This is a genomic window from Candidatus Tisiphia endosymbiont of Micropterix aruncella (assembly GCF_965178575.1).
Lineage (GTDB): Bacteria > Pseudomonadota > Alphaproteobacteria > Rickettsiales > Rickettsiaceae > Tisiphia.
In genome coordinates this window covers 364772-386606 of record NZ_OZ238268.1, presented here as the reverse complement: position 1 = coordinate 386606, position 21835 = coordinate 364772, and the positions used below count along the sequence as shown (strand labels likewise).

At 32.0% G+C, this 21835-nt stretch carries 21 protein-coding genes and 1 pseudogene; 13 read left to right on the top strand and 9 right to left on the bottom strand.

The genetic code is table 11. The features are described 5' to 3' along the window. Nucleotides 1–3: 3 nt before the first annotated feature. Nucleotides 4–399, top strand: coding sequence for a D-Ala-D-Ala carboxypeptidase family metallohydrolase (locus tag ACN1AG_RS01810; RefSeq protein ID WP_417905267.1), 396 nt, complete (start codon nucleotides 4–6; stop codon nucleotides 397–399). 55 nt (nucleotides 400–454) lie between these two features. Here ACN1AG_RS01810 and ACN1AG_RS01805 read toward each other — a convergent pair whose 3' ends face one another. Then, nucleotides 455–838: a helix-turn-helix domain-containing protein gene (locus ACN1AG_RS01805; protein ID WP_417905266.1), complete on the bottom strand. Its 384-nt coding sequence runs from the start codon at nucleotides 836–838 to the stop codon at nucleotides 455–457. Between the two features lie 379 nt (nucleotides 839–1217). Between ACN1AG_RS01805 and ACN1AG_RS01800 the strand changes: the two genes are divergently transcribed. Next, nucleotides 1218–1367, top strand: coding sequence for a hypothetical protein (locus tag ACN1AG_RS01800; protein WP_417905265.1), 150 nt, complete (start codon nucleotides 1218–1220; stop codon nucleotides 1365–1367). Between the two features lie 254 nt (nucleotides 1368–1621). Beyond that, nucleotides 1622–2236, top strand: coding sequence for an HD domain-containing protein (locus ACN1AG_RS01795; protein ID WP_417905264.1), 615 nt, complete (start codon nucleotides 1622–1624; stop codon nucleotides 2234–2236). A gap of 38 nt (nucleotides 2237–2274) precedes the next feature. Here the strand turns inward: ACN1AG_RS01795 and ACN1AG_RS01790 are convergent, their stop codons facing one another. The 4 genes from ACN1AG_RS01790 to ACN1AG_RS01775 all read right to left on the bottom strand — a co-directional run bounded on the left by ACN1AG_RS01790 (nucleotide 2275) and on the right by ACN1AG_RS01775 (nucleotide 7015). After that, nucleotides 2275–3606: an MFS transporter gene (locus ACN1AG_RS01790; protein ID WP_417905263.1), complete on the bottom strand. Its 1332-nt coding sequence runs from the start codon at nucleotides 3604–3606 to the stop codon at nucleotides 2275–2277. A gap of 134 nt (nucleotides 3607–3740) precedes the next feature. Then, nucleotides 3741–4841 carry a hypothetical protein gene (locus ACN1AG_RS01785; protein WP_417905262.1) on the bottom strand — a complete coding sequence of 367 codons (1101 nt, stop codon included), beginning with the start codon at nucleotides 4839–4841 and terminating at the stop codon, nucleotides 3741–3743. 130 nt (nucleotides 4842–4971) lie between these two features. Then, on the bottom strand, nucleotides 4972–5592 hold the full coding sequence (locus ACN1AG_RS01780) for a hypothetical protein (RefSeq protein WP_417905261.1): 621 nt from the start codon (nucleotides 5590–5592) through the stop codon (nucleotides 4972–4974). Between the two features lie 22 nt (nucleotides 5593–5614). After that, the gene (locus ACN1AG_RS01775; protein WP_417905260.1) at nucleotides 5615–7015 is read right to left on the bottom strand and encodes a hypothetical protein; all 1401 of its coding nucleotides are present in this window, start codon (nucleotides 7013–7015) and stop codon (nucleotides 5615–5617) included. Between the two features lie 345 nt (nucleotides 7016–7360). On the opposite strand from ACN1AG_RS01775, the gene ACN1AG_RS01770 reads away from it, so the two are divergent. Beyond that, a complete protein-coding gene (locus ACN1AG_RS01770) occupies nucleotides 7361–8479 on the top strand; it encodes an MFS transporter (protein ID WP_417905259.1) in 1119 nt (372 codons plus the stop codon). On the opposite strand, the gene ACN1AG_RS01765 is transcribed toward ACN1AG_RS01770, so the two are convergent. Next, on the bottom strand, nucleotides 8466–9356 hold the full coding sequence (locus ACN1AG_RS01765; protein ID WP_417905587.1) for an IS982 family transposase: 891 nt from the start codon (nucleotides 9354–9356) through the stop codon (nucleotides 8466–8468). The two genes, ACN1AG_RS01770 and ACN1AG_RS01765, sit on opposite strands and share 14 nt — an antisense overlap. A 304-nt stretch (nucleotides 9357–9660) precedes the next feature. Beyond that, the gene (locus ACN1AG_RS01760) at nucleotides 9661–10368 is read right to left on the bottom strand and encodes an HD domain-containing protein (RefSeq protein ID WP_417905258.1); all 708 of its coding nucleotides are present in this window, start codon (nucleotides 10366–10368) and stop codon (nucleotides 9661–9663) included. Between the two features lie 372 nt (nucleotides 10369–10740). Here ACN1AG_RS01760 and ACN1AG_RS01755 point away from each other — a divergent pair, with 372 nt between their 5' ends. Next, nucleotides 10741–12066, top strand: a complete 1326-nt coding sequence (locus ACN1AG_RS01755) for an MFS transporter (protein WP_417905257.1) — start codon at nucleotides 10741–10743, stop codon at nucleotides 12064–12066. Here the strand turns inward: ACN1AG_RS01755 and ACN1AG_RS01750 are convergent. Next, nucleotides 11966–12709, bottom strand: coding sequence for an HD domain-containing protein (locus tag ACN1AG_RS01750; RefSeq protein ID WP_417905256.1), 744 nt, complete (start codon nucleotides 12707–12709; stop codon nucleotides 11966–11968). The two genes, ACN1AG_RS01755 and ACN1AG_RS01750, sit on opposite strands and share 101 nt — an antisense overlap. A 370-nt stretch (nucleotides 12710–13079) precedes the next feature. Here ACN1AG_RS01750 and ACN1AG_RS01745 point away from each other — a divergent pair, with 370 nt between their 5' ends. Then, nucleotides 13080–14387 carry an MFS transporter gene (locus ACN1AG_RS01745; protein WP_417905255.1) on the top strand — a complete coding sequence of 436 codons (1308 nt, stop codon included), beginning with the start codon at nucleotides 13080–13082 and terminating at the stop codon, nucleotides 14385–14387. Here the strand turns inward: ACN1AG_RS01745 and ACN1AG_RS01740 are convergent. Continuing rightward, a complete protein-coding gene (locus ACN1AG_RS01740) occupies nucleotides 14320–14985 on the bottom strand; it encodes an HD domain-containing protein (protein WP_417905254.1) in 666 nt (221 codons plus the stop codon). The genes ACN1AG_RS01745 and ACN1AG_RS01740 overlap by 68 nt on opposite strands. Before the next feature lie 166 nt (nucleotides 14986–15151). On the opposite strand from ACN1AG_RS01740, the gene ACN1AG_RS01735 reads away from it, so the two are divergent. The 7 genes and pseudogenes from ACN1AG_RS01735 to ACN1AG_RS01705 all read left to right on the top strand — a co-directional run bounded on the left by ACN1AG_RS01735 (nucleotide 15152) and on the right by ACN1AG_RS01705 (nucleotide 21799). Then, nucleotides 15152–15523, top strand: a complete 372-nt coding sequence (locus tag ACN1AG_RS01735; protein WP_417905253.1) for a hypothetical protein — start codon at nucleotides 15152–15154, stop codon at nucleotides 15521–15523. A gap of 3 nt (nucleotides 15524–15526) precedes the next feature. Beyond that, on the top strand, nucleotides 15527–15967 hold the full coding sequence (locus ACN1AG_RS01730; RefSeq protein WP_417905252.1) for a PH domain-containing protein: 441 nt from the start codon (nucleotides 15527–15529) through the stop codon (nucleotides 15965–15967). Between the two features lie 145 nt (nucleotides 15968–16112). After that, nucleotides 16113–17168 (top strand): PDDEXK nuclease domain-containing protein, encoded by a 1056-nt coding sequence (locus tag ACN1AG_RS01725; protein WP_417905251.1) that lies wholly within the window; start codon nucleotides 16113–16115, stop codon nucleotides 17166–17168. A gap of 121 nt (nucleotides 17169–17289) precedes the next feature. Further along, the gene (locus ACN1AG_RS01720) at nucleotides 17290–17775 is read left to right on the top strand and encodes a TraD N-terminal domain-containing protein (RefSeq protein ID WP_417905250.1); all 486 of its coding nucleotides are present in this window, start codon (nucleotides 17290–17292) and stop codon (nucleotides 17773–17775) included. 95 nt (nucleotides 17776–17870) lie between these two features. Continuing rightward, nucleotides 17871–19145, top strand: a pseudogene (locus ACN1AG_RS01715) (type IV secretion system DNA-binding domain-containing protein). Between the two features lie 39 nt (nucleotides 19146–19184). After that, nucleotides 19185–19889: a hypothetical protein gene (locus tag ACN1AG_RS01710; RefSeq protein ID WP_417905249.1), complete on the top strand. Its 705-nt coding sequence runs from the start codon at nucleotides 19185–19187 to the stop codon at nucleotides 19887–19889. Nucleotides 19890–20173: 284 nt separating this feature from the next. Next, nucleotides 20174–21799 carry a hypothetical protein gene (locus ACN1AG_RS01705; RefSeq protein ID WP_417905248.1) on the top strand — a complete coding sequence of 542 codons (1626 nt, stop codon included), beginning with the start codon at nucleotides 20174–20176 and terminating at the stop codon, nucleotides 21797–21799. Nucleotides 21800–21835 lie beyond the last annotated feature (36 nt).

The following is a 21835-nucleotide window of genomic DNA, read 5'->3' as shown; positions in this document are numbered from 1 at the left end:
AGTATGAACAGCAAATACTACCTACCATACTTTAGTCACCAAGAGCTAGCATGCAGGCAAACTGGTCAAATCATTTTAGCTGCAGGTTTTGCTGAAAAACTAGTTACCTTACGTAGCAAATTTAACTGTCCCATGCAGCTTACCTCAGCCTGTCGTTCTAAAGAATACAACCGCAAGATCGGCGGTGTACCAAATTCTTTCCACATCTACGACTATCCACGTTATGGCTTTACCGGCTGCTGTGCTATTGATGTAGCTACTTCAGACAATACCGTTAAAGGAAACCTTATCTCACTTGCTTGGCAGCTAGGTTGGTCTATCGGCATCAACAAAAACTTCACCCATTTGGATAGACGGATTGATTATACAGACCTGAAACAAACGATTTTTCTTTATTAAATTACACACAGTTCAAGTAACCGTTATATTCTTTTGCTCTTAAAAACTGATAAAATTACTCCGACGTTTCTTGTACTATAAGTGAATGTATCAAAATATTAATAGCTTGTTGATGTTTTGGATTACGAATTTTCATAAAATTTCTTGATACTTCAATACATATAAGTTGGTGTTGGGTAAGTACTGGTTCAGCACTACCTGTATTTCCCAACCCTTCAAGAAAATAATCAATATTTTTATCTAATGCCTTGGCGATAAGCATTAATCTACCTGTGGATATTCTATTAATGCCTTTTTCATATTTTTGTAATTGTTGATGGGTTACTTCAATTAAATCAGCAAGTTGTTGCCGTGCGTAACCTTTTGCCAATCTCAAAGTATAAATTTTTTCTCCAATCAGTTGATCAACTTGCTTTATGTATTGGTTTTTTCTTGCCATTCTATTTTCCTTGATAAAACATCGTTATAGATTTGTTATAGTATACTCCTGAAACACCATTAAACAAGTACTATAACCTAGCTTAGCCCCTACAATAGTGTATTGCTAGATTTTTCTATAACCTTAAGTCAGCACTTATCTAAACATTTTGTTCAGTTTTTAAAAATATATTAATGTAAATATTATAGCTATAGATTAGTAGTGACATTTTAGTTTAATAGTTTATTATGAACTACATGAATATAAAGGGAGTAGCTGTCTATTTATACAACAATAAAATGCAAAAATATTCATCTTTTTCAAAAAATATAATAAATTCCTAGTAATATTCTAATTTTTAGTTTAGCTTGTATAGCGATTTAAAATATTATAGTTTTTTATGGAAGAAGAGATTAATTATTGGGACAACTCACAGTATGAATCTTGTCAATATGCTACTAGGTTACTGGACAAATTACGTAAAGTGACGTTTATAGTAAACATGACTTCCAGCCTAGATACCAATTACAATAGTTGGAACATCACTTAATTAATAACAAAAGTACAGAGAGTTTTTAGCGGCTAGTGTATTTTTTGTGCAATTTATTGCAAAGAGCGGTAAAATGGAGACAGTGAAGACAGCTAGTTTGTTTTATTCTGATATTTTGATTATTAGTAATTAATATTTAGTAAATATAAAGTTTATATTTACGACTAAATAATTATATTGTAACTTTAGATATTATTATTATTATTTCTAATAATAGTGTTATACTATAGAATATAATTTAAAATGGTATTTTTATGGAAGATATAAATTGTTGGCAGTCAAAATATCAATCTTGCGAATATTCTGACAGGTTGATGAATAAACTTTATCAAATGAATCAGGAAGTGAATCGGCCTATAGATTTGGAAGAAGTAAGGAAAGGCATATATTATGCTAAGAAATATCATGGCAGCCAAATGCGGCAGTCAGGAGAGCTTTATTATTCTCATCCAATAGAGGTAGCATATATGATTTCTGATTATCTTTATCGCACTGACATTATTGTTACCAGTATACTGCATGACACCATTGAGGATACAAAACTTAGCGAAAAGATGATTGCCTATATCTTTGGGGAGCTGGTTGCTAGTCAAGTAGAAGACTTAAGCAGGAACAAGCCTTACGGGAAGATTAGCTCGGCGGAAATTATGGAATCGTTATGTAGACAAAAGAAATATGATGTAGCATTGATTAAATTATTTGACAGAGAGCATAACTTGCAAACAATTGGGGTTAAATCTCTAGAGAAAATTAATAAAACAGTTGAGGAAACTATTAACGGTTTTTTAATTTACTCAATGTATTTTGAAAAAATAGAGCTTGAACAAACTTTAATTACAAATTGTTCTAAAGCTATGTCTACGAAATAATATTTTATAGAAAGCGAAGATATGGTGCTTTTTGCATATTAATATAAAACCCCTCTTTCTTTTTCTAACTTTTCAAAACGTGATAAGCCCAAGATAAACCCTATTATTATTGGAATTACCACAAATAATATACCCCAATTACCAAAATATTCTACTAAATAGACAAAACTAAAAGAGGTAATAACATATACTAAAGCTCTAGATAAAGCATATATAACACTAGTATAAGTAAAACGTTTAAAGACTGGAAAATGTTTTAAAAAAATTGAATTAACTGGAGATGCATCACATGCAAAAAATATTATCAAAGATTGCATTAAAAGTATCTCATATGCATTTGTTGCGGTGTTTATCCAATATGGGCTAGCAATTAAAAAAACAGAAGATATAACTAGTTTAATTTTTAGAATTATTAATGGATAAATATAACACAATAAGAATGCTAATATAAGACAACTTAATACTTGCACTATTGAAACTATCAAATTGTTATGAATAATTTGCTCTGCTGTATAATTAAAAGAATATTTTAGAATATTGGCACAATGTACATAAGCAAAATAAAAACATAATGGCCACATACAATCTAGTAGTAATAATGCTACTGAGGTTTTGATACTAGCTTTTTCTTGTATAATAGGATGATTTTTTATATTTTTAGAATCTTGATTGAATTTTTTAAAATGAAGTTGTACTCGATGTTTTGCATTTACAAAATCAGTTGTTTCTCGTAAACGTGTTGTTGCAACTGCACCAAGTAGAGCTATACATGCACCAAACCAAAATGCCATCCGCCAATTAAATCCATATGTAGTAACTAATGATGCAATGCCTAAAGAAGCCATTGTGCCTATAGCTACGAATAAATTGATAGTAGCTACAGCTGGATACCTTATAGGCACATCAATAGTTTCGGTAAGGTAAAGTTGTGCTGCAGTTATTTCTCCCATTGAGGACATACCTTGAATAATACGGCATATTGTTATAGCAATAGAAGCAGTAATGCCAATTTGAGCATAAGTTGGTAGATTGGCCATTGTGAAGCAAGATAATCCCATTAAAAAAGTTGTTATAACAACAGTTGTTTTCCTTCCTACATTATCGCCAATATAACCAAAAATTATAGCCCCAAATGGTCTAAGCAAGTATGTAGAGCAAAAACTAGCAGCTGTTATTAAAGAAGCTGTGTGAGGATCTGTTGGTTCAAAAAACAGCTCATTCAACAATACCGCCATATGAACATAAAGCATCAGATCAAAATATTCAAGGAATGTTCCTATTGACAGTAACCCTACCGCTTCTTTTTGCTCTTTAGTTAGACTAGTTTGGGGATGGATAACCCTACCATCTGCTCGTACAAATTTGCTCATATTAGTGTTTAAACCCTTAAGTTATATTGTCTAGAGTTGTATATAATTGCATTAAAAAACCCCCTATATCGATTTAATATAAATGGTAATGACTTCTGACTTATCAGATAAGCATACGCATCAAGTTATATCCTTTATCCCAAGTAATCTAAATGATAGTCTTCCGTATGACCAATCACTACATCCCCATGATTTTCTTGTATTTTTTGTACCAGCCAATTATAAGTTCCACTACTTACTGGTAGACTGCATACTTTACCATGATACACAGTTAAAACAGACCAAGTTGGATTACTCGAAAGTTTTGGAGTATTTGGTACTGTCATTTTTTCTAGTTTACCATTTTGATCATAATTGATTTCTAAATAAGCTGCATCTTTTACTGACATTTTAGAGCCATCCGGATCGCTACAAACTAGCTGGATCTTATAAGTTACATCTAAGTTCACCTTATCAGGTAGCATGACTGATCTAAATTGTTCAATTTTTACTACATAGTTATTATTTACCTTAAAACGTATAGAAGTTGCTAGCATCTGCTCATACATTATACCACCAACTTTACCTTCCAAATCCAGTTCTATAGCCTTGCCCCAGCTAGTATATCCAAGATGTTTGAACCCACTGCTAGTAGAAGGGGTGTCATCTTGAGTTCGTTGTGTACTATTTCCTACAGTACCATAAGTAGGAACAATATTTGTTACCGGTAAATTAGCACTTGAAAAAATTCCTCCTGATCGTGTATCACTTGAACCAATTAGCCGATCCTTCCATTCCACTATAGAGTCTTCTATTGAAAGACCGATTGCTAGAGGTATGTCGATAAATATAATGCTACAACAACAACATATATTATCAAGGTCATTATCATGTTCTATTCTCTTGAGTATTTTTTCCAATAATTCTGTTTCTTTTTTCAGAGCTTTTATAGATTTATTTTTTTTTGCGTGAAGTTTTTCATATCGCTTATTATATATCTCAAATACAGCGGACACATTAGCACCATTGTAGCGCTCTCTGTTATAATGATCCATACTATTTGTGATTTTGGTTAAAAGATCTATATTTCTAGGGTCTGTCTTCCCTTCTTCCCAACTATATGGTTTTTTATTGTAGTAGGTTGGTCCTGCAAATTGCTGCTGCTCCCTTGTTGAACTGCTTGTGTTACTTTTATGCTTAGCTCTATCTTCATAATATTTATTTCTTACCTCATAGTCTGACCATGTTCCCTTCATATTGTCTCCTCAAATTATATTTTTTGCCCTATAATAGTTTTCTATAAATTTATGGTAATTTTTTAATTCCCTGTAACCAACAACCCCCTATACCAATTGGCATAGGGGATGATGATTTATGGAATTGATACTACATAATTTCACAACAGACATGAAGCTTAGTACTTCCAATTAGTGAGGTATCTTTTTCCGAGTCAAACGACGTATCAGGAGTTTCGTACGAATCATTAAGCTGAGAAGAAGATGCTCCCTGATGTGAGTGAAATTGTTGACAATGGAATTCTAATACTCCGTTAGCCCAAACTGCATCTGCCGCAGTAATTTCTGCATTCTTGTTTGGATATCTTGTGGTAATATCTTTAATAGATTTTGCCCATTTTTCAGCTTCCGAAGCAACATCTTTATGATTTCGTTGAGGCAGTAATTCTTTGCAAGATGGATCGCCTAATTTAGCTCCAACAGATACGTAAAGTTTATCCTTATATTCACTCTTTTCTACCCCTAAACCTTCGCGATAAAGACAAGCGAGTCCAGCAGTAGATTCTGCTTTTCCAAAAAGTAAGGATTCACGCCAATATCCAGCAACTGCTTTGTACCCACTAATCACTTGAGGTACTAAACCAACCTGTTCTTTTGCACCTTCCGCCTTGTCAAATTGTTCAGAAGCATATTCATATAAATTATTACTAGTACGTAATATAGTTCCTTTTGGGTCTATATAATTTTCTGACGAATTTTTTGATTTTGCCATAATTTACCTATTATTTAATTGATTACCTTTGTTTGTCATCCTTGTGTAGAGTAGTAAATTTGGGATTAGGAGTTGGCACAGGTTTTAGAGGAACAGGCTTTGCCTCAGATAATCCCTTAGTAATATGCTGATCCAAGTGTTTTTCTGATACTTGATTCATTACTGTCACTTGGTCATCATATCCTAATTTTTGTATCATTTTATTCCCAAGCTTACGTGATTCGTCTTTAAGAGTTTTATTAAGATTGGTTGGTGGCGTTTTATCTTGTTCTTGGTCAATAGTTTTAGAATCTTGTGGTGTTTTATCATTTGCTATTTCAGTTAGCTTAGAGGGAGAAGATGGTAGGTTAGTTCCTGCTATTTCAGGTTCTAAATTTTCTGCATTTTTAGTTTTATCGGTAAATTCACTACGAAGTAATGTATCATTAACTATGCCGTTGCCAGTAACAGCCTCTTCTTGATTTTTAAGTAAAGTAGTAAATTTACTTAATTTGTTATGTTTAACAGGATCTGTTTGTTGCAATTGTTTAATTAACTCATCAAAGTCACCCATTTCCTTTACAAAATCTTTGTGTTCCTCTTTCATCTCCTGAACCTTAGCATCCACCTCATCTTTCTGCTTCTGAGCTTGTGCCACAACCGGAGCAAAATCTGTAATTTTCTTATCCTGATGTTTTATTTTTTGCGTTACTTCTTCAAATACACTTGGTGAATGGATTTCTTTCGGTTTTTGTTTCTCTTTTTCAGCTTCCTTTTCTAACCTTACCTTTTCTGCTTTTAATTTTTCATTGTGCTTCATTACTCCATCGTAATGTTCATGTGTTTTATCACGATGTTCAAGTAAATTTTTATATTCTGTATTTTGTTTTTTAATCTGATCTTCGCTCTTTACCAGTTTTTGCAGTTCACTTTCTACATCTTTGCCATCTTTAAGATCTTTAACCACATCGTGCAACTGATTTGTCCAGTTTTTCCTTGCGGTTAAATATGCATCAGCATTTTTGTTAAACTCTGTATGTTGTTCTTTTAATTTTATGCTTTCTTGGTGGAATTGTGCTGACTGTTTAGCTTCTAACCTCTCAGCCTCCTTTTCTAAAAAATCTACCTGATTTTGTAACTCAACTGCTTCTCTGCTTTTTTCCTCTTGACTGTAACGCATATTTTGTTCAGCACGCTGCTCTTCTTTGGCAACAGCAGCTTGTAAAGCTTCTAAACTTTTTAGTATTTTTGTTGGAAGATCACTAGCTAACAAACTGCTTATAGCACTATTGAGTCTTGCTAATTCAGCTGGGTTAGTAGTATGCAGCTGAGATTTGATCTCATTAATAACATTCTCAAATTGAGTAAAATAAGCAGAGTCTTCTTTCTCTACTTTACCTTTATCCCCATCATCAAAATCATCAGCCATTTTATATTTTGCCATGCTAATAGGTTGATTTACGTTGCCATAATTTTAATTAGAATCAATTCTAAAATAATAGTCAAGTATTTTTTAATTATAAATATTATTATTTTTTAACTATTTTCTCTGCAAAGATTATTTTTAATAATTTACTAGGATATGATATTATTTTGATAATCAACATCCTTTGATCTCAGCCTATATTTTTACCAAATATCTCTTTTCCCCCTTCTAATTTATTTATAGAACCGTGATATTGTTACAACCAAGATTTATTATTTCAATTTTCGATACTATATTTCCTTGCTATTAATTAACCAAATCTTCAATATATATTAGTATTAATAAATATATTAAGGTGAATAAATGATAGGGTCTCAAAAAGAACAAAGAAGCCTAACTAAAGAACAAAAATCAGCTGTTGGATTGCTTTCAATTGGAACATTCCTAGAATATTTTGATCTGATGCTTTATGTGCATATGGCGGTATTGTTGAATGAGTTATTTTTTGAACCGACTGATCCTTACACAGCTTCTTTAATGACAGCTTTTGCTTTTTGTTCTACTTACGTTCTTAGACCATTTGGAGCTTTGCTATTTGGTTGGATAGGGGATAATATAGGTCGTAGAGAAACGGTAATTATTACAACATTAATGATGGCACTTTCTTGTTTTATAGTAGCTATTCTTCCAACCTATGCCCAAATAGGAGTCACCGCTTCTGTGATTATTACAATATGTAGAATGATGCAAGGGGTAACTTCTATGGGAGAAAGAATAGGAGCTATGCTTTATTTAACTGAAATATTAAAACCACCTATACAATATCCAGCTGTAACGTTGATTGGGGTTTGTGGTAGTATAGGTACAGTATTTGCTTTAGGTATAGCCTCACTTGTCACGTTATATGGCTGTAATTGGCGTTATGCTTTTGGTTTTGGCATGATCATTGCAGTAATTGGGTCAGTTGCTAGAACTACCTTAAGAGAAACACCAGACTTTGCAGATGCAAAACGTCGGATAAAAAAGACTTTTGAGGAATCTCAACAAGATACAATAACATTAAATAACAAACCTATTTATACGGAAAAGATTAATAAGATCACAGCACTATCTTTATTTTTGTTAGAATGTTCTTGGCCAGTTTGGTTTTATTTTGCCTATATTCACTGTGGAAATATCTTAAAAGATTCTTTCAACTACACACCGGCAGAAGTGATACATCAAAATTTGGGGGTATCAATAATAGAGTTATTAGCTTCTATAATATTAACCTATTTAAGTTATAAAATATATCCATTAAAGATTCTTAAAGCAATGTCCATAACAATGTTTATTTTTATTCTGTTTTGTCCGTACTTTTTGTATAATATTCCAAATATATTTGCAATATTATTAATACAATCATTTGTTGTTGCGTTAGGGCCTTCTGCTTTATTGGCTATGCCAATCGTTTTTAAACATCTACACGTCAATTCGGGATAAGGTTATAATTTAGAGGGAAGTTGAAATTGCAATTTATGGAAGGTTTATTTTTCTTAAGAGAATAGGCAACTAGTGTAGAAAGTATATGAACAAAAGCATTTATAGGTGATCTGTGTCTAGTATGCTCAAGGTTCATTTTGTTCTTTAAATAATCAAAAACTGTTTCAATTAAATTACGTTTTCTTAGCATAATCTTCTCCTTTAAATCCATTAATTTATTTGGCATATTTTTCTTAATCCCATGCACCATTTTTAATCCTCTTTCATATAAACTGACGAATAAGTTTTGCTTAATATATCCTTTATCTGCATACATAACTCCAGTTAAACCATCTGTTAACTCAGGTACTGGAATCCTATCATCAACGTTTCCTTTAGTCATTTTTAATGCTATAAATTGTCCTTTTTCATTAATAATTAAGTGTAACTTGAACCCATAAAAATAACCCATTGATGATTTGCTATGTTTTGCTAGCCCCTTAAATATTTTATTACTATATCGCCTTTTATTATGGCAAGCCTTGATTGTCGTTGCATCAATAAAATAACTACCTGTTTCCTCGCCAAATAACAAATGCATAAGAATATTAAGTGGGACAAACAATCTAGGCATTAACTCGACAAAACGGTTATAGCTCAATGCTTTTGGGAAATCACCTTTGTGGATATATTCTATACAAGTCTTATAAAAATATTTAAAGTTTTTAGCATAAGAAGTATGATACATTACCATAATTGTCATAATCTCGCTTAAACTCATATCACAACGGCGATTCCTTTGTTTTTCTGTTGGTAATAATTTCTTTTTTTCGTATTCATAGTAAATTTTACAAAAATCGTCTATAAAACTATATAATTCTGTGATATCTTTTTTCATGCCTGTGTTTATTTCTTTTTCCACAAAAACATTTATCACAGGCATTAACTCCTTGCAACTCTTATATCTACACTATTCTTTCTTATCCCTTATCCCTTATCCCTTATCCCTTATCCCGAATTGACGTATCTACCTGTTTTTAAACGATTTACTTGTGGTAGTCTTGCATACGCTTTAGCACGTGGTGTAATGTCTATTATTACTTCTTTTGGTATGGTATATTTGACTGAAAGTTTTGGTCATTGGGGACTACTAATTGTTATGATACCTACTTGTATAGGATATGCATTTGGGCTGAACCATTTTATAAAGTTGGAAAGACAAGCTGACTATTATGTTGATAATTAAACATTTGATCAGCCAACAACAAATCTGAGAGTATAGTTTTTTGTTGAGTACAAAGCTTTTTAAAATCTTGTTCTATTGTTGACATTCCAAGGAACATAATGAGAACCATAAAATCTCTTATAGTTTCTTCTACTATTTTTCTAGCTTTTTCCGGTGATTTAGCTCCTAGAGTTTGCAAGTTATGCTTTCTATCAAAAATTTTAATCAATGCCACATCATATTTCTTTTGTTGACATAATATATTTAATGTTTCTGCCGAGCTAATCTTGCCATGAGGCTTGACCCTAGTCAAATCTTCTACTTGACTAGCCACTTGACTGCCAAAAATATAGGCAATCATGGGTTCGGTCAGTTGTGTATCTTCAATGGTATCGTGCAGTAATGCGGTAACAATCATGTCAGTTCTGAAATATTTTGGAATTTCTAGGGCTGTGTACTGGGCAACCATATACGCCACTTCAATCGGATGCGAGTAATAAGGCTCGCCGGACTGCCTCATTTGACTGCCATGATATTTTTTAGCATAGTAGATGCCTTTTTTTACTACATCAATGTTTATTGGTTGCTTTACTTTTGTATTTAGCAAAATTAATTCATTAAGCAACCTCTCAGCATATGCACAATACTGGTATTGTGAATTATCCCAATAGTTTATCTCTTCCATAGAAAATCATAATATTTTTAATTATAAAGTTACAATAAATTAAAATTTTTATTACTCAAAGCATTTACTACTTTTGATTTTTAAAAAGACACAATATTTTCTAATCTTGTTGTAAAATTACAGTTTCTTATCCATAAAAATAATATCCAATAATTCGCTAACATGCTATGCAGTTTTGATATTCAACACCTCTTTGATCTCAGCCTATATTTTTACCAAATATCTCTTTTCCCCCTTCTAATTTATTTATAGAACCGTGGTATTGTTACAACCAAGATTTATTATTTCAATTTTCTGTTTTATTTTTTCTTGCTATCGTTCAACCAAATCATCAATATCCATAAACAGTATAAATAAATATAAGGTGAATAAATGATAGGATATCAGCAGGAACAAAGAAGCCTAACTAGAGAACAAAAAGAAGCAGTTGGATTGCTTTCAATAGGAACGTTCCTTGAGTATTTTGACCTGATGCTTTATGTGCATTTAGCGGTATTGTTGAATGAGTTATTTTTTGAACCGACTGATCCTTTTACTGCTTCTTTGGGGACAGCTTTTGCATTTTGTTCAACATATCTTTTAAGACCTATTGGAGCTCTATTATTTGGTTATCTAGGAGATAATTATGGTCGTAACATTACGGTAATACTTACCACTACCATGATGTCTGCTTCTTGTGTGGTCATGGCTATGTTACCCACCTATGCAGAAATAGGTATTACCGCTTCTATATTAGTTACTATATGCCGTATGGTTCAAGGTCTGTCTTCAATGGGTGAAGTAATAGGGGCTGATATATATGTTACTGAAATAACAAAACCACCAGTACAATATCCTGCTGTGTCTATGATAACTATATTTTCTAGTTTAGGCGGTCTTGCTGCTTTAGGTGTTGCTTATTTTGTTATTTACGAAAATTTTAATTGGCGTTATGCTTTTTGGGCTGGAGCAGGAATTGCATTAGTAGGTTCTATTGCTAGAACTAAACTTAGAGAAACACCTGATTTTGCAAATGCAAAAAGTAGAGTAAAAAATATTATTAAAAAAGCTGGGTTTAACCATGACTCAATAGAGTCCAATCCAATTGTACAAGAAAAGGTTAAAACAAAATCTTCAATTTCTTTGTTTTTAATTAATTGTGCATGGCCAGTATGCTTTTATTTTATTTACTTTCATTGTGGTAATATCTTAAAAAGTTCCTTTGGCTATACTGGCGAGCAAATAATTACTCATAATTTTTATATCGCTATAGCACAAGCTTTAAGCGTTATAGTAACGGCATATTTAAGTTATTACATATATCCTTTAATTCTTATTAAAATTAGAATGATAATATTCTCTATTATTATCTTAACATTTCCTTACATATTGTATAATTTAACGTCCCCATTACAATTACTTATATTTCAACTAGTAATTGGGACGTTTTCACTAGGGTTTTTTTCAGGTCAACCAATTTTGTACAAACATTTCCCAGTGTTTAAGCGTTTTACATATGCAGGTTTTATGTATGCTCTATCAAGAATTTTAATGTATATCATTACATCATTTGGATTTATTTATTTAACCAATTATTTTGGCAATTATGCGGTATTGGTTATAATGATTCCTGTAACTCTTGGTTTTGCATTTGGATTAAATCATTTTGGAAACCTAGAGAAAGAAGTAGGAAATTATCCTCAAAAAGATCTAAATTAAGTAAGTTATTACTGATTAAAGCCGTTAAACATAATCTCTCTAATTCCTCTGTTATTTTATTGAGTCCAAGGTATATAGAAAGAGGTATGAAGTGAGCCAAAGTCTCTTCTATTATCTTTTTAATTTTCTCGAGAGACTTAGCACTAATAGTTCTCAAATTATGTAATCTATCAAATAATTTGATGTGTAATACATCCTTTTTATATTGAGAGAATAGTAAGTTTACGGTCTCTCCCGCACTAATTTTTCTATCTATTTTAATTCTTGTTAAGTCTTGCACTTGACTAGCCACTTGACTGCCAAAAATATAGGCAATCATCTTTTCGGTAAGTGGTGTATCCTCAATGGTATCGTGTAGTAATGCAGTCACAATCATGTCTGCTCTGAAATATTGTGGAAGTTCTAGTGCTGTGTACTGGGCAACCATATACGCCACCTCTATTGGGTGCGAATAATATGGCTCGCCGGACTGTCTCATTTGACTGCCATGATATTTTTTAGCATAGTAGATGCCTTTTTTTACTACATCAATGTCTATTGGTTGCTTTACTTTTGTATTTAGCAAAATTAATTCATTAAGCAACCTCTCAGCATATGCACAATACTGGTATTGTGAATTATCCCAATAGTTAATGTCTTCCATAAAAACCATAATATTTTAATTATAAAGTTATAATAAACTAAGATTTTTATTACTCAAAGCATTAACTACTTTTGATTTTTAAAAAGATACAATATTTTCTAATCTTGTTGTAAAATTACAGTTTCTTATCCATAAAAATAATATCCAATAATTCGCTAACATGCTATGCAGTTTTGATATTCAACACCTCTTTGATCTCAGCCTATATTTTTACCAAATATTTCTTTTTCCCTTTCTAATTTATTTATAGCACCGTGATATTGTTACAACCAAGATTTATTATTTCAATTTTCTGTTTTATTTTTTCTTGCTATCGTTCAACCAAATCATCAATATCCATAAACAGTATAAATAAATATAAGGTGAATAAATGATAGGATATCAGCAGGAACAAAGAAGCCTAACTAGAGAACAAAAAGAAGCAGTTGGATTGCTTTCGATCGGAACGTTCCTTGAATATTTTGATCTGATGCTTTATGTTCATATGGCGGTATTGTTGAATGAGTTGTTTTTTCCAAAAGCTGATCCTCTTATTTCCAGTCTTCTTTCAGCTACGGCCTTTTGCTCTACTTATATTTTTCGACCTGTTGGTGCATTAATATTTGGTTGGTTAGGGGATAATATTGGTCGTAAAGTAACGGTAGTCATTACCACTTTTATGATGGCAATTTCTTGCATTACCATGGCTAACTTACCAACTTATGCTCAAATAGGTATTAGTGCTTCTATCATTATTACTATATGTCGTATTGTTCAGGGTATATCTTCTATGGGTGAAGTAATTGGAGCTGAACTTTACCTAACTGAAACTATAGCTCCGCCAGCACGATATCCAGCTGTAGCAATAATTTCTGTTCTTGCTGCTTTAGGTGGGACAGCAGCTTTAGGTCTTGCCTCACTTGTTACTTCTTATGGCTTTAATTGGCGAATAGCTTTTTGGATTGGTACAGTGGTTGCACTGGTTGGTGTTATAGCTAGAACAAGCCTTAGAGAAACAATAGAATTTGCCGACGCAAAACGACAATTAAAAATAAGTTTAGAAAAAGCTGCTGAAGATTCTAAATTATTAGCAAATCATCCTATTTTTCAAGAAAAAATTGTTAAAAAAACCTCTTTAGCTTATTTTTTAATGGAATGTTCAGCCCCCGCAAGTTTTTATTTTGTGTATATTTATTGTGCTAATGTACTAAAAGATTCTTTTGCTTATACAGCAGAACAAGTTATTCATCAAAACTTTATTGTTTCTTTAATAACTTTATTCAGTTTTATAATCAGAACATACCTAAGTTCAAGAATTTATCCATTAAAAATTTTAAGAGTGAAATTAGTAGCTCTAATCATCCTGTCTTTAAGTTGTCCGTACTTATTAAATAACCTTAGAAATTCTTTAGATGTTTTCCTACTTCAAGCATTTGTTGTTTTGTTAATGTCTGATAATATGCCGGCTACCCCAATTTTTTATAAGCACTTTCCTGTATTTAAACGTTTTACCTGTGCTACTCTTACATATGCCCTATCACGTGCTTTTATGTATGTCGTTGTATCCTTTGGACCAATATATCTAACTAAATATTTTGGTCATTGGGGGTTGCTTATCCTATTTTGTTTAATCAGCCTAGGGTTCGCATTTGGGCTATTTCATTTTGAAAGGTTGGAGAAAAAAGTAGCGTATCCTTAGAAAATGCCAAAGGTTGATTTTGTGGAAAAGACTGTGTAATAATAATAGATAAATATTGGTAACATAACCGTAGTAATTTTTGTGTTAATTGTGGGATTTCTAAGTACATAGTGATTATTACAAACTCTCTCATACTCTCTTGTACAATTTTCCTTATTTTTTCCGGTGATTTAGCTCCTAAAGTTTCTAAATTATGAATTCGGTCAAAAATTTTAATCAATGCTACATCATATTTTTTTTGTTGTAATAATATATTTAATGTTTCCGCCGAGCTAATCTTGCCATGAGGCTTAACCCTAGTCAAGTCTTGCACTTGACTAGCCACTTGACTGCCAAAAATATAGGCAATCATGGGTTCGGTCAGTTTTGTATCTTCAATAGTATCGTGCAGTAATGCGGTAACAATCATGTCAGTTCTGAAATATTTTGGAATTTCTAGGGCTGTGTACTGGGCAACCATATACGCCACCTCTATTGGGTGCGAGTAATATGGCTCGCCGGACTGTCTCATTTGACTGCCATGATATTTTTTAGCGTAGTAGATGCCTTTTTTGACTTCATCAATGTTTATTGGTTGCTTTACTTTTGTATTTAGCAAAATTAATTCATTAAGCAACCTCTCAGCATATGCACAATACTGGTATTACGTCAATTCGGGATAAGGATTAGTAAAAATGCTTTAGCTATAACTAATACAAGATTTTGGATATGTATAAATTGCATTTCTGTGAATTCATACATTAATTGCTCTTCGTAGTGTATATATGTCTGCTATTTTTACTAATCCTTATCCCGAATTAACGTGTAATCAGACAACTATCAAAGATGCCACAGGTGGCGAAATATCACTGAGGCAAAAAGTGGAAAATGATCTACACTTTGCTAAACAATCATATAATAAAGATACAAGACACGTGCTTAATGATAATTTATCCGTAGGAGAAAAAATAATAGTACAGTATCTACAAACCGTGCCATTAAAAGCGGTAAAAGATCAGGTGGACTTAGAGAGAAATTATGAAGAAACTCAAGACTCTACTTATGTTAGGGCTGTTGATCAAGCAATAGAAAATTCCAGTGAATTCTCAGTAAGAGCAAAGAAATATGTAAATAAACATCAAGATGGGAGCGAATAATATATGGAACAAATTAAGCCTATATTAGATTTTAGGTATTATGGTATGTATGGAATACTAATTTGTATTCCTTATATGTGTATTCTTAGAATTTTATATATATCAGATGTCAATACACTTATCCTCACTTTATTAATTCTAGTACCTTTTATATTATTTGGAGCTATAGCGTTAGAATATCATTGTACAGATTTTTTAATTGGAGCAGATAAAGTTTCATATATTAATAGTTTTATTAATTATACAAGGGTAGATATTAAGTACGAGGATATAAAAGAAGTAAGTTTAACACGTGGTGTCTTACAACGTATTTGTGGATTGGGTGCTGTTTCAATGATTAGTAACGCAACTATGAATCAAGCTGGTGTAACATTTTATAGTCTAAAAAATCCCCATGAAGTTTACAAGCTGATTCAAGCAAGAATAGTTGAGCAATATAAATAATAATAACTGAATGGGGATGAAGTAATTTTGCTAATGGATATACAAATTTTGTTAATTTTTCAGAAACTTGTTAAAAAATTGTATGATTTCGCTTAGTGCTACTTAAAAAATAAATATACTAAAAATATATTAATAGGAAAAATAAATGAACCAAATAATAACCAATGATCATAATTCTTTGATAGAAGATATAAAACTTCTGATCACTCAAGCCAAAAACCGAGTAGCAAGAGTAGCAAACTCTGAAATGACCATGGTATATTGGCATATAGGTAAGAGAATTAAGGAAGAAACTCTTAAAGATACAAGAGCAGAATACGGGCAGCAGATCATTCAAACACTGGCACAGCATCTTTCAGCTGAATATGGTAGAGGATTTACCCGTGCAGGATTGTTTAGAATGCTACAGTTTTATGAAGTTTTTCAGAAAGAGCAAATTGTCGCGACAGTGTCGCGACAATTGAGCTGGAGTCATATAATAGAGTTATTGCCATTGAAAGAACAAAACCAAAGAGAATTCTACGCATATATGTGTATACAAGGTAATTGGAGTGTACGGCAACTTCGCACTAGCATCCATAAAATGACTTATGAAAGAAGCGAGCTATCTAAGAAATCTGAAAAACATAGCGGACAAATCCTGTCGTTATTAAAATCAAATAATGAATTAGTTCCCGAGTTAGTGTTAAAAGACCCCTACATACTGGAGTTTTTAAATTTACCGGATGAATATTATGAAAGTGATCTAGAAAGTGCTATTTTGCAGCAAATTGAACAATTTATTTTAGAGCTTGGTACAGGATTTTCATTTGTTGCACGTCAAAAGCGAATGACCATAGATAATGAGCATTTTTACTTAGATTTACTTATGTATAATCGGAAACTCAAAAGGTTGGTAGCGATTGAACTCAAAACTGGCAAATTTAAGGCAGAATATAAAGGGCAAATGGAGCTTTATATAAATTGGCTTAAGAAGTATGAGACCTTTGAAGGAGAAAACCCACCAATTGGTATTATTCTTTGCACTGAAAAATCACATGCTCAAATTGAGCTTTTGGATGTATCAGCAAGTGGCATACATGTAGCAGAATATTGGACTGAATTGCCACCTATTAAGGTCTTTGAGAAAAAAATTCAGGAAATAGTCCTACAAGCAAAAAATCGATATGACCAAAAAGTAGTAGAAATAAAAAAGCATTAGTAAATATGAATATGAATGTTATTAATCAAGAGGAAATTTAAGTACATGAAGCAATTCGTTGGGGAATATGCAGATTTGGAAATAGTGCAGCGGTTTGCTGCACTATTTCCACAATAACCCTATGCAAATACAGAATCAGGGTAGTTTTACCCGTGGGTCTCAACTTTATGCCCATAAACTCCGTATGTTTGGACAGGGTACTAAAAATTCAGTCATAGTTGGCTTAGTGTGTGCTATTGGTTGGTTGTTATGGCGTATGTATCAACATTTAAGCCTTGTCAGTGTGTATTATTTGGTGATTGAGCGTTATGTGCAACTAAAGTTAGCAATTGGCAGGCATTTTTATCCTCTATCTAAAATAGGCATTGAGTTTTATCATTTTGAGAAGAAAGATTTTATTTATAGTTCGGCTCAGGAATTCATTTATCATTTTTGGCATGTTATGCCTTATAGTTCTAGCATTACTAATTTTTGGCATTGGTGTATTTACTCGGCGTTATTAGAGCTTTCTGCGGTATTTATCATAGGAATATTGGTTACCACAATATTCTTTATTCAAAGGGAAAAACAGATAATTGGTGTTACGTCAATTCGGGATAAGGATTAGTAAAAATGCTTTAGCTATAACTAATACAAGATTTTGGATATGTATAAATTGCATTTCTGTGAATTCATACATTAATTGCTCTTCGTAGTGTATATATGTCTGCTATTTTTACTAATCCTTATCCCGAATTAACGTGTGTTGCAAAAATAAGGGGTGGTGATCTAGTAGAGACAAAAGTTCTAGCTCGCATGTTACGTAAGGCAAAAGCTGCTTCAAACATAGTTATCTCAGGTCTACCGATAGTCAAGGACAGCGAAACGCAACATATATTACTAACTGGTACTACTGGCAGCGGAAAAACTAATATGTTAAATGAGCTATTACCTCAGATCAGAAAGCAAAATGATCGAGCTATTATTTTTGATTTAACAGGATCATTTGTTGACAAATTCTTTGATGGTAAGACAGATATATTACTAAATCCTTTTGAGGAAAATACTGAGAATTGGTTACCATGGAATGACTGTCAGGAAGATTTTGAGTTTGATGCTTTAGCTAGTGCTTTCATTGATGGTGAAGGCTTTTCTGATAAATATTGGGAAGAAGCAGCTCAAAAGGTATTATCGGAAGCTTTAAACAAACAAAAAGATAGCAAAGACTTAACAGCTTTACTTAATATTCTAACTAAAGTTAGTTTAACCGAATTTTGTAAGTATTTTGAGGAGACTTCTGCTGCTGGATTGGTATCTAAAGAAGGGGAGAAAGGAACTGCCTAGGTACGGGCTACCTTGATTAACAAAATTGCTAGGCTAAAATATCTAAAAGATGGCGGTAAATTCAGTATCAAACATTGGATCAATAATGGACAAGGTTGGTTATTCATCACTGCTCCACCCAATCAAAGAGATACTTTGCATCCTTTGGTATCTGCTTGGATTGATATCGCTATCAAAGGCTTAATGGAAAGATCACCGGAAGCTATAAATCAGAAAATGTGGTTTATATTAGATGAACTACCAGCTTTACAAAAAATATCGTCACTAAAAAGAGGGCTAGCAGAAGGGAGGAAATATGGTGGTTGTTTTGTTGCTGGCATTCAAAATATCTTCCAAATTGAAGAAATATATGGACATGCTGGTGCTTTGTCGCTGCTGGACATGTTCAATACTCGTTTTTTGTTTAAAGTAGGAGATAGTCGTACTGCTGAATATGCATCAAAGACTTTAGGTGAAAAAGAAATATCTGAGACTAAAGAAAGTTTGTCGTACGGTGCAGATAGCATGCGAGATGGGGTTAATATTAATACAATAGAACATACTAAACCTTTAGTGATGCCAACTGAAATATTAAGTCTACCAACGAGAACTTGTTATGTCAAGCTGGCTGGCAACTATCCAATAACAAGACTTAGCATGAAGTTGCAAATTTAAGATTTTAAAAAAATCAATTAATGGTTTATTAGGTAACATATGAAAGAAGAACAAGAAGAGGTAGCAGCCGAGAATATAACAGTTGATAATCAAATAAGTAGAATAGTTAGTAACTCACAAAAAGTAAGTGATGAACTGGAATATAATACACGGGCTATTACTAGTGCATCTAATCACTTAGTTAGTACAGTCACTAAAGCTGAAGATCAAATTAACAAGATGGTAAGTAGTCTTGAACAATGCGTGACTAAGCAAGAGAAAATCATTAGTGAAATTAATACTGAATCTCGAATGCTTGCAATGATTCCTGAGAAAATGCAGAACAGAATTAGCGAAATCGTCCCACAAATAGCTACTGAGGTAGAAAAAATTTATAATTCTAAAGTTGAAGAAATAAGACAACAATTTGAATTAATCGAAAAGACACTATTCAATACAGCTAAAAGTACTTCAGCTATTTTAGAACAGAATATTGATCAATTCACAAAAGATTTAATACAGGGTGCAACAACGGCAGCAACTAGTAATATGCATAAACTTTTAAAAAACCTAGCTTTAGTTGTAATGTTTTCAGGTATAGTGTCTAGTATTACAGCCTATGTGGTAACTAACAACTTTCCTAGATATGTAAGAGTAGAAAACGTTAACGACTTATCCGTACACAATAGCACTGTTAGTGTATGGAGGAAGATGCCACAAAACGAGCAGAATACTAAAATTAAAACTGAAACAAAGAAAAATTAAGGTGGAGGAAGGGAAGGAATGAGTAAAACTCATGCCTAAAAATCACATCAATGTTAAATTGTATTAAGGTACATAATATAAAGATATAAAAAAGTATAAAAATAAATAAAATAGTGTAGCATTTCTTCTAAATTTACAAGGTTAGATTTTATTTGAAGCAACGATTTAATCTAGGTAGGTTTTTGTTGAAACAATGTGCTTGTATGTATAATAAATAGTCTAATCAATAGATTATTTATTATCTCCTTAAATATCACGACATTACTACAACTACATATTGGTATATGGTAAATAGCATAGGAATAGTAAGTAAAAATGACAAAAGCGATAGATTAATAGTTATACCTTACATAAATAGCCAAGAAATTATAGGTGAGCCTAACCAAGTAATTGAATATAAGTTTAACAATTTAATATTTAGGAACATGATAAAAGATTCTCTACCTAAATATATTTTACTCACTCCTAAAACTAGATTAGAACAATATGCATCTGGTGTTAGAGCAGAAATAATATCTGTAGATTATCTTAGTGAAACATCTGTGATACTTCACTTAAAAACTATAGAAGGAGTTTTTATACATTTATTCAATCCTGTAGAAGGAGGAATAGCAACTGCCAATTATAAAGTAATACATGATGAAAACTTTGCAGAAATAAAAAGGGATGTAGAAAAATTAATCTTAGATATTAAGTATATACAAGATGAACATATGCCAACTCTTCCTGAATTTGATTTGGAATCAAATATCGAATCTTTAGAGCAATATTCTTATCGTTTAAGTTTCTTCATTGCTAGTTTTGTTAGTAAATATGTGAAAATCGATAATGAAGATTTACTTTATGGTAATAGTATTGTTAGGTTGAGAACAGCAAGATATGCTTTATTGAAATATTTAGACAATAAAGCCAAAGAAGAGAAACAAGATCCTATATTCCAAGAAAAATTATTGTCTAACAAAATATTTCCAGCTATTCCTATTGATTCTACAGATCAAAAAAAGATTGTTCCTTGGGTATATAACCATAACATCTGTATATCAAAAGCAATTCAAAATAAGTTGATAAGATATACAAAAATTTTACAAGAAGAGGAGTACTATGTTGTTCTAATTCCTGAATTTGACAGAGAATTCCTATATGATAATATAGGAAAAAAAACTATAGGAATATTAGTATCATTTAAAGACATTTTTGTTGACCTTCCTACAGAAAAATATGCATCGCTAAAATTAGAAATCACACCCAAGAAACCAGTGATGGTTTCAATTGTACAAGAGCATGAGTGTAAAGGAAAATATGAACCAAGATATATATTTTACTGTGAAGTACAAGACTTAGAATGTGAGGTTTGTGACTATGAAAACCTGCAAGTCTTAATAACTAAAAGTCTAAATATTTTTAGGGAGATTGAAAAATATTCAGGTGGTTCTATAATTAGTTTCAATAAAAATATGGCAAATAAAATTGATTATGCCATTAATATTAGTCATTATTTAATTTACCATATTATTAGCAAATTACCTTACTATGATACAATAAAGTTAACAGATCTATTTAATATCAACAACCTTGAAGCTCGATATGAAGCTATTGAAGTTCTATTATTTAAAATTCTTAATACTGAGAGGGAGAAAGCATTAGAAAAAATCAAAAACAAAGCAAATGAATCTGTTAAAGAAGTTAAAGATATTCCTCAAGGATTTTCTTTTGTGTTATTTAACAATCAAGTAAAAATAGCAGAATGCTTGTCGTTATTTGGATCAATAAGAGTATACTTAACACATTATAGTATCACTGAAGCCGAACAGATTGAACTAAATTACTATAACAATGAAAAAACAATATTAATTGTTAAAGGAAACTCAGACGATTTTTCACCGGAGACCAATACACACCTTGTATACTAGCTAAAGTTAATAGCATTGAAATCAACGAAGATAATG

What these genes read in the sequence shown, in the direction of transcription:
- ACN1AG_RS01810 (WP_417905267.1), top strand. Translation starts at nt 4, where the DNA reads ATGAACAGCAAATACTACCTACCATACTTTAGTCACCAAGAGCTAGCA.
- ACN1AG_RS01805 (WP_417905266.1), bottom strand. Translation starts at nt 838, where the DNA reads ATGGCAAGAAAAAACCAATACATAAAGCAAGTTGATCAACTGATTGGA.
- ACN1AG_RS01800 (WP_417905265.1), top strand. Translation starts at nt 1,218, where the DNA reads ATGGAAGAAGAGATTAATTATTGGGACAACTCACAGTATGAATCTTGT.
- ACN1AG_RS01795 (WP_417905264.1), top strand. Translation starts at nt 1,622, where the DNA reads ATGGAAGATATAAATTGTTGGCAGTCAAAATATCAATCTTGCGAATAT.
- ACN1AG_RS01790 (WP_417905263.1), bottom strand. Translation starts at nt 3,606, where the DNA reads ATGAGCAAATTTGTACGAGCAGATGGTAGGGTTATCCATCCCCAAACT.
- ACN1AG_RS01785 (WP_417905262.1), bottom strand. Translation starts at nt 4,841, where the DNA reads ATGAAGGGAACATGGTCAGACTATGAGGTAAGAAATAAATATTATGAA.
- ACN1AG_RS01780 (WP_417905261.1), bottom strand. Translation starts at nt 5,592, where the DNA reads ATGGCAAAATCAAAAAATTCGTCAGAAAATTATATAGACCCAAAAGGA.
- ACN1AG_RS01775 (WP_417905260.1), bottom strand. Translation starts at nt 7,015, where the DNA reads ATGGCAAAATATAAAATGGCTGATGATTTTGATGATGGGGATAAAGGT.
- ACN1AG_RS01770 (WP_417905259.1), top strand. Translation starts at nt 7,361, where the DNA reads ATGATAGGGTCTCAAAAAGAACAAAGAAGCCTAACTAAAGAACAAAAA.
- ACN1AG_RS01765 (WP_417905587.1), bottom strand. Translation starts at nt 9,356, where the DNA reads ATGAAAAAAGATATCACAGAATTATATAGTTTTATAGACGATTTTTGT.
- ACN1AG_RS01760 (WP_417905258.1), bottom strand. Translation starts at nt 10,368, where the DNA reads ATGGAAGAGATAAACTATTGGGATAATTCACAATACCAGTATTGTGCA.
- ACN1AG_RS01755 (WP_417905257.1), top strand. Translation starts at nt 10,741, where the DNA reads ATGATAGGATATCAGCAGGAACAAAGAAGCCTAACTAGAGAACAAAAA.
- ACN1AG_RS01750 (WP_417905256.1), bottom strand. Translation starts at nt 12,709, where the DNA reads ATGGAAGACATTAACTATTGGGATAATTCACAATACCAGTATTGTGCA.
- ACN1AG_RS01745 (WP_417905255.1), top strand. Translation starts at nt 13,080, where the DNA reads ATGATAGGATATCAGCAGGAACAAAGAAGCCTAACTAGAGAACAAAAA.
- ACN1AG_RS01735 (WP_417905253.1), top strand. Translation starts at nt 15,152, where the DNA reads ATGTCTGCTATTTTTACTAATCCTTATCCCGAATTAACGTGTAATCAG.
- ACN1AG_RS01730 (WP_417905252.1), top strand. Translation starts at nt 15,527, where the DNA reads ATGGAACAAATTAAGCCTATATTAGATTTTAGGTATTATGGTATGTAT.
- ACN1AG_RS01725 (WP_417905251.1), top strand. Translation starts at nt 16,113, where the DNA reads ATGAACCAAATAATAACCAATGATCATAATTCTTTGATAGAAGATATA.
- ACN1AG_RS01720 (WP_417905250.1), top strand. Translation starts at nt 17,290, where the DNA reads ATGCAAATACAGAATCAGGGTAGTTTTACCCGTGGGTCTCAACTTTAT.
- ACN1AG_RS01710 (WP_417905249.1), top strand. Translation starts at nt 19,185, where the DNA reads ATGAAAGAAGAACAAGAAGAGGTAGCAGCCGAGAATATAACAGTTGAT.
- ACN1AG_RS01705 (WP_417905248.1), top strand. Translation starts at nt 20,174, where the DNA reads ATGGTAAATAGCATAGGAATAGTAAGTAAAAATGACAAAAGCGATAGA.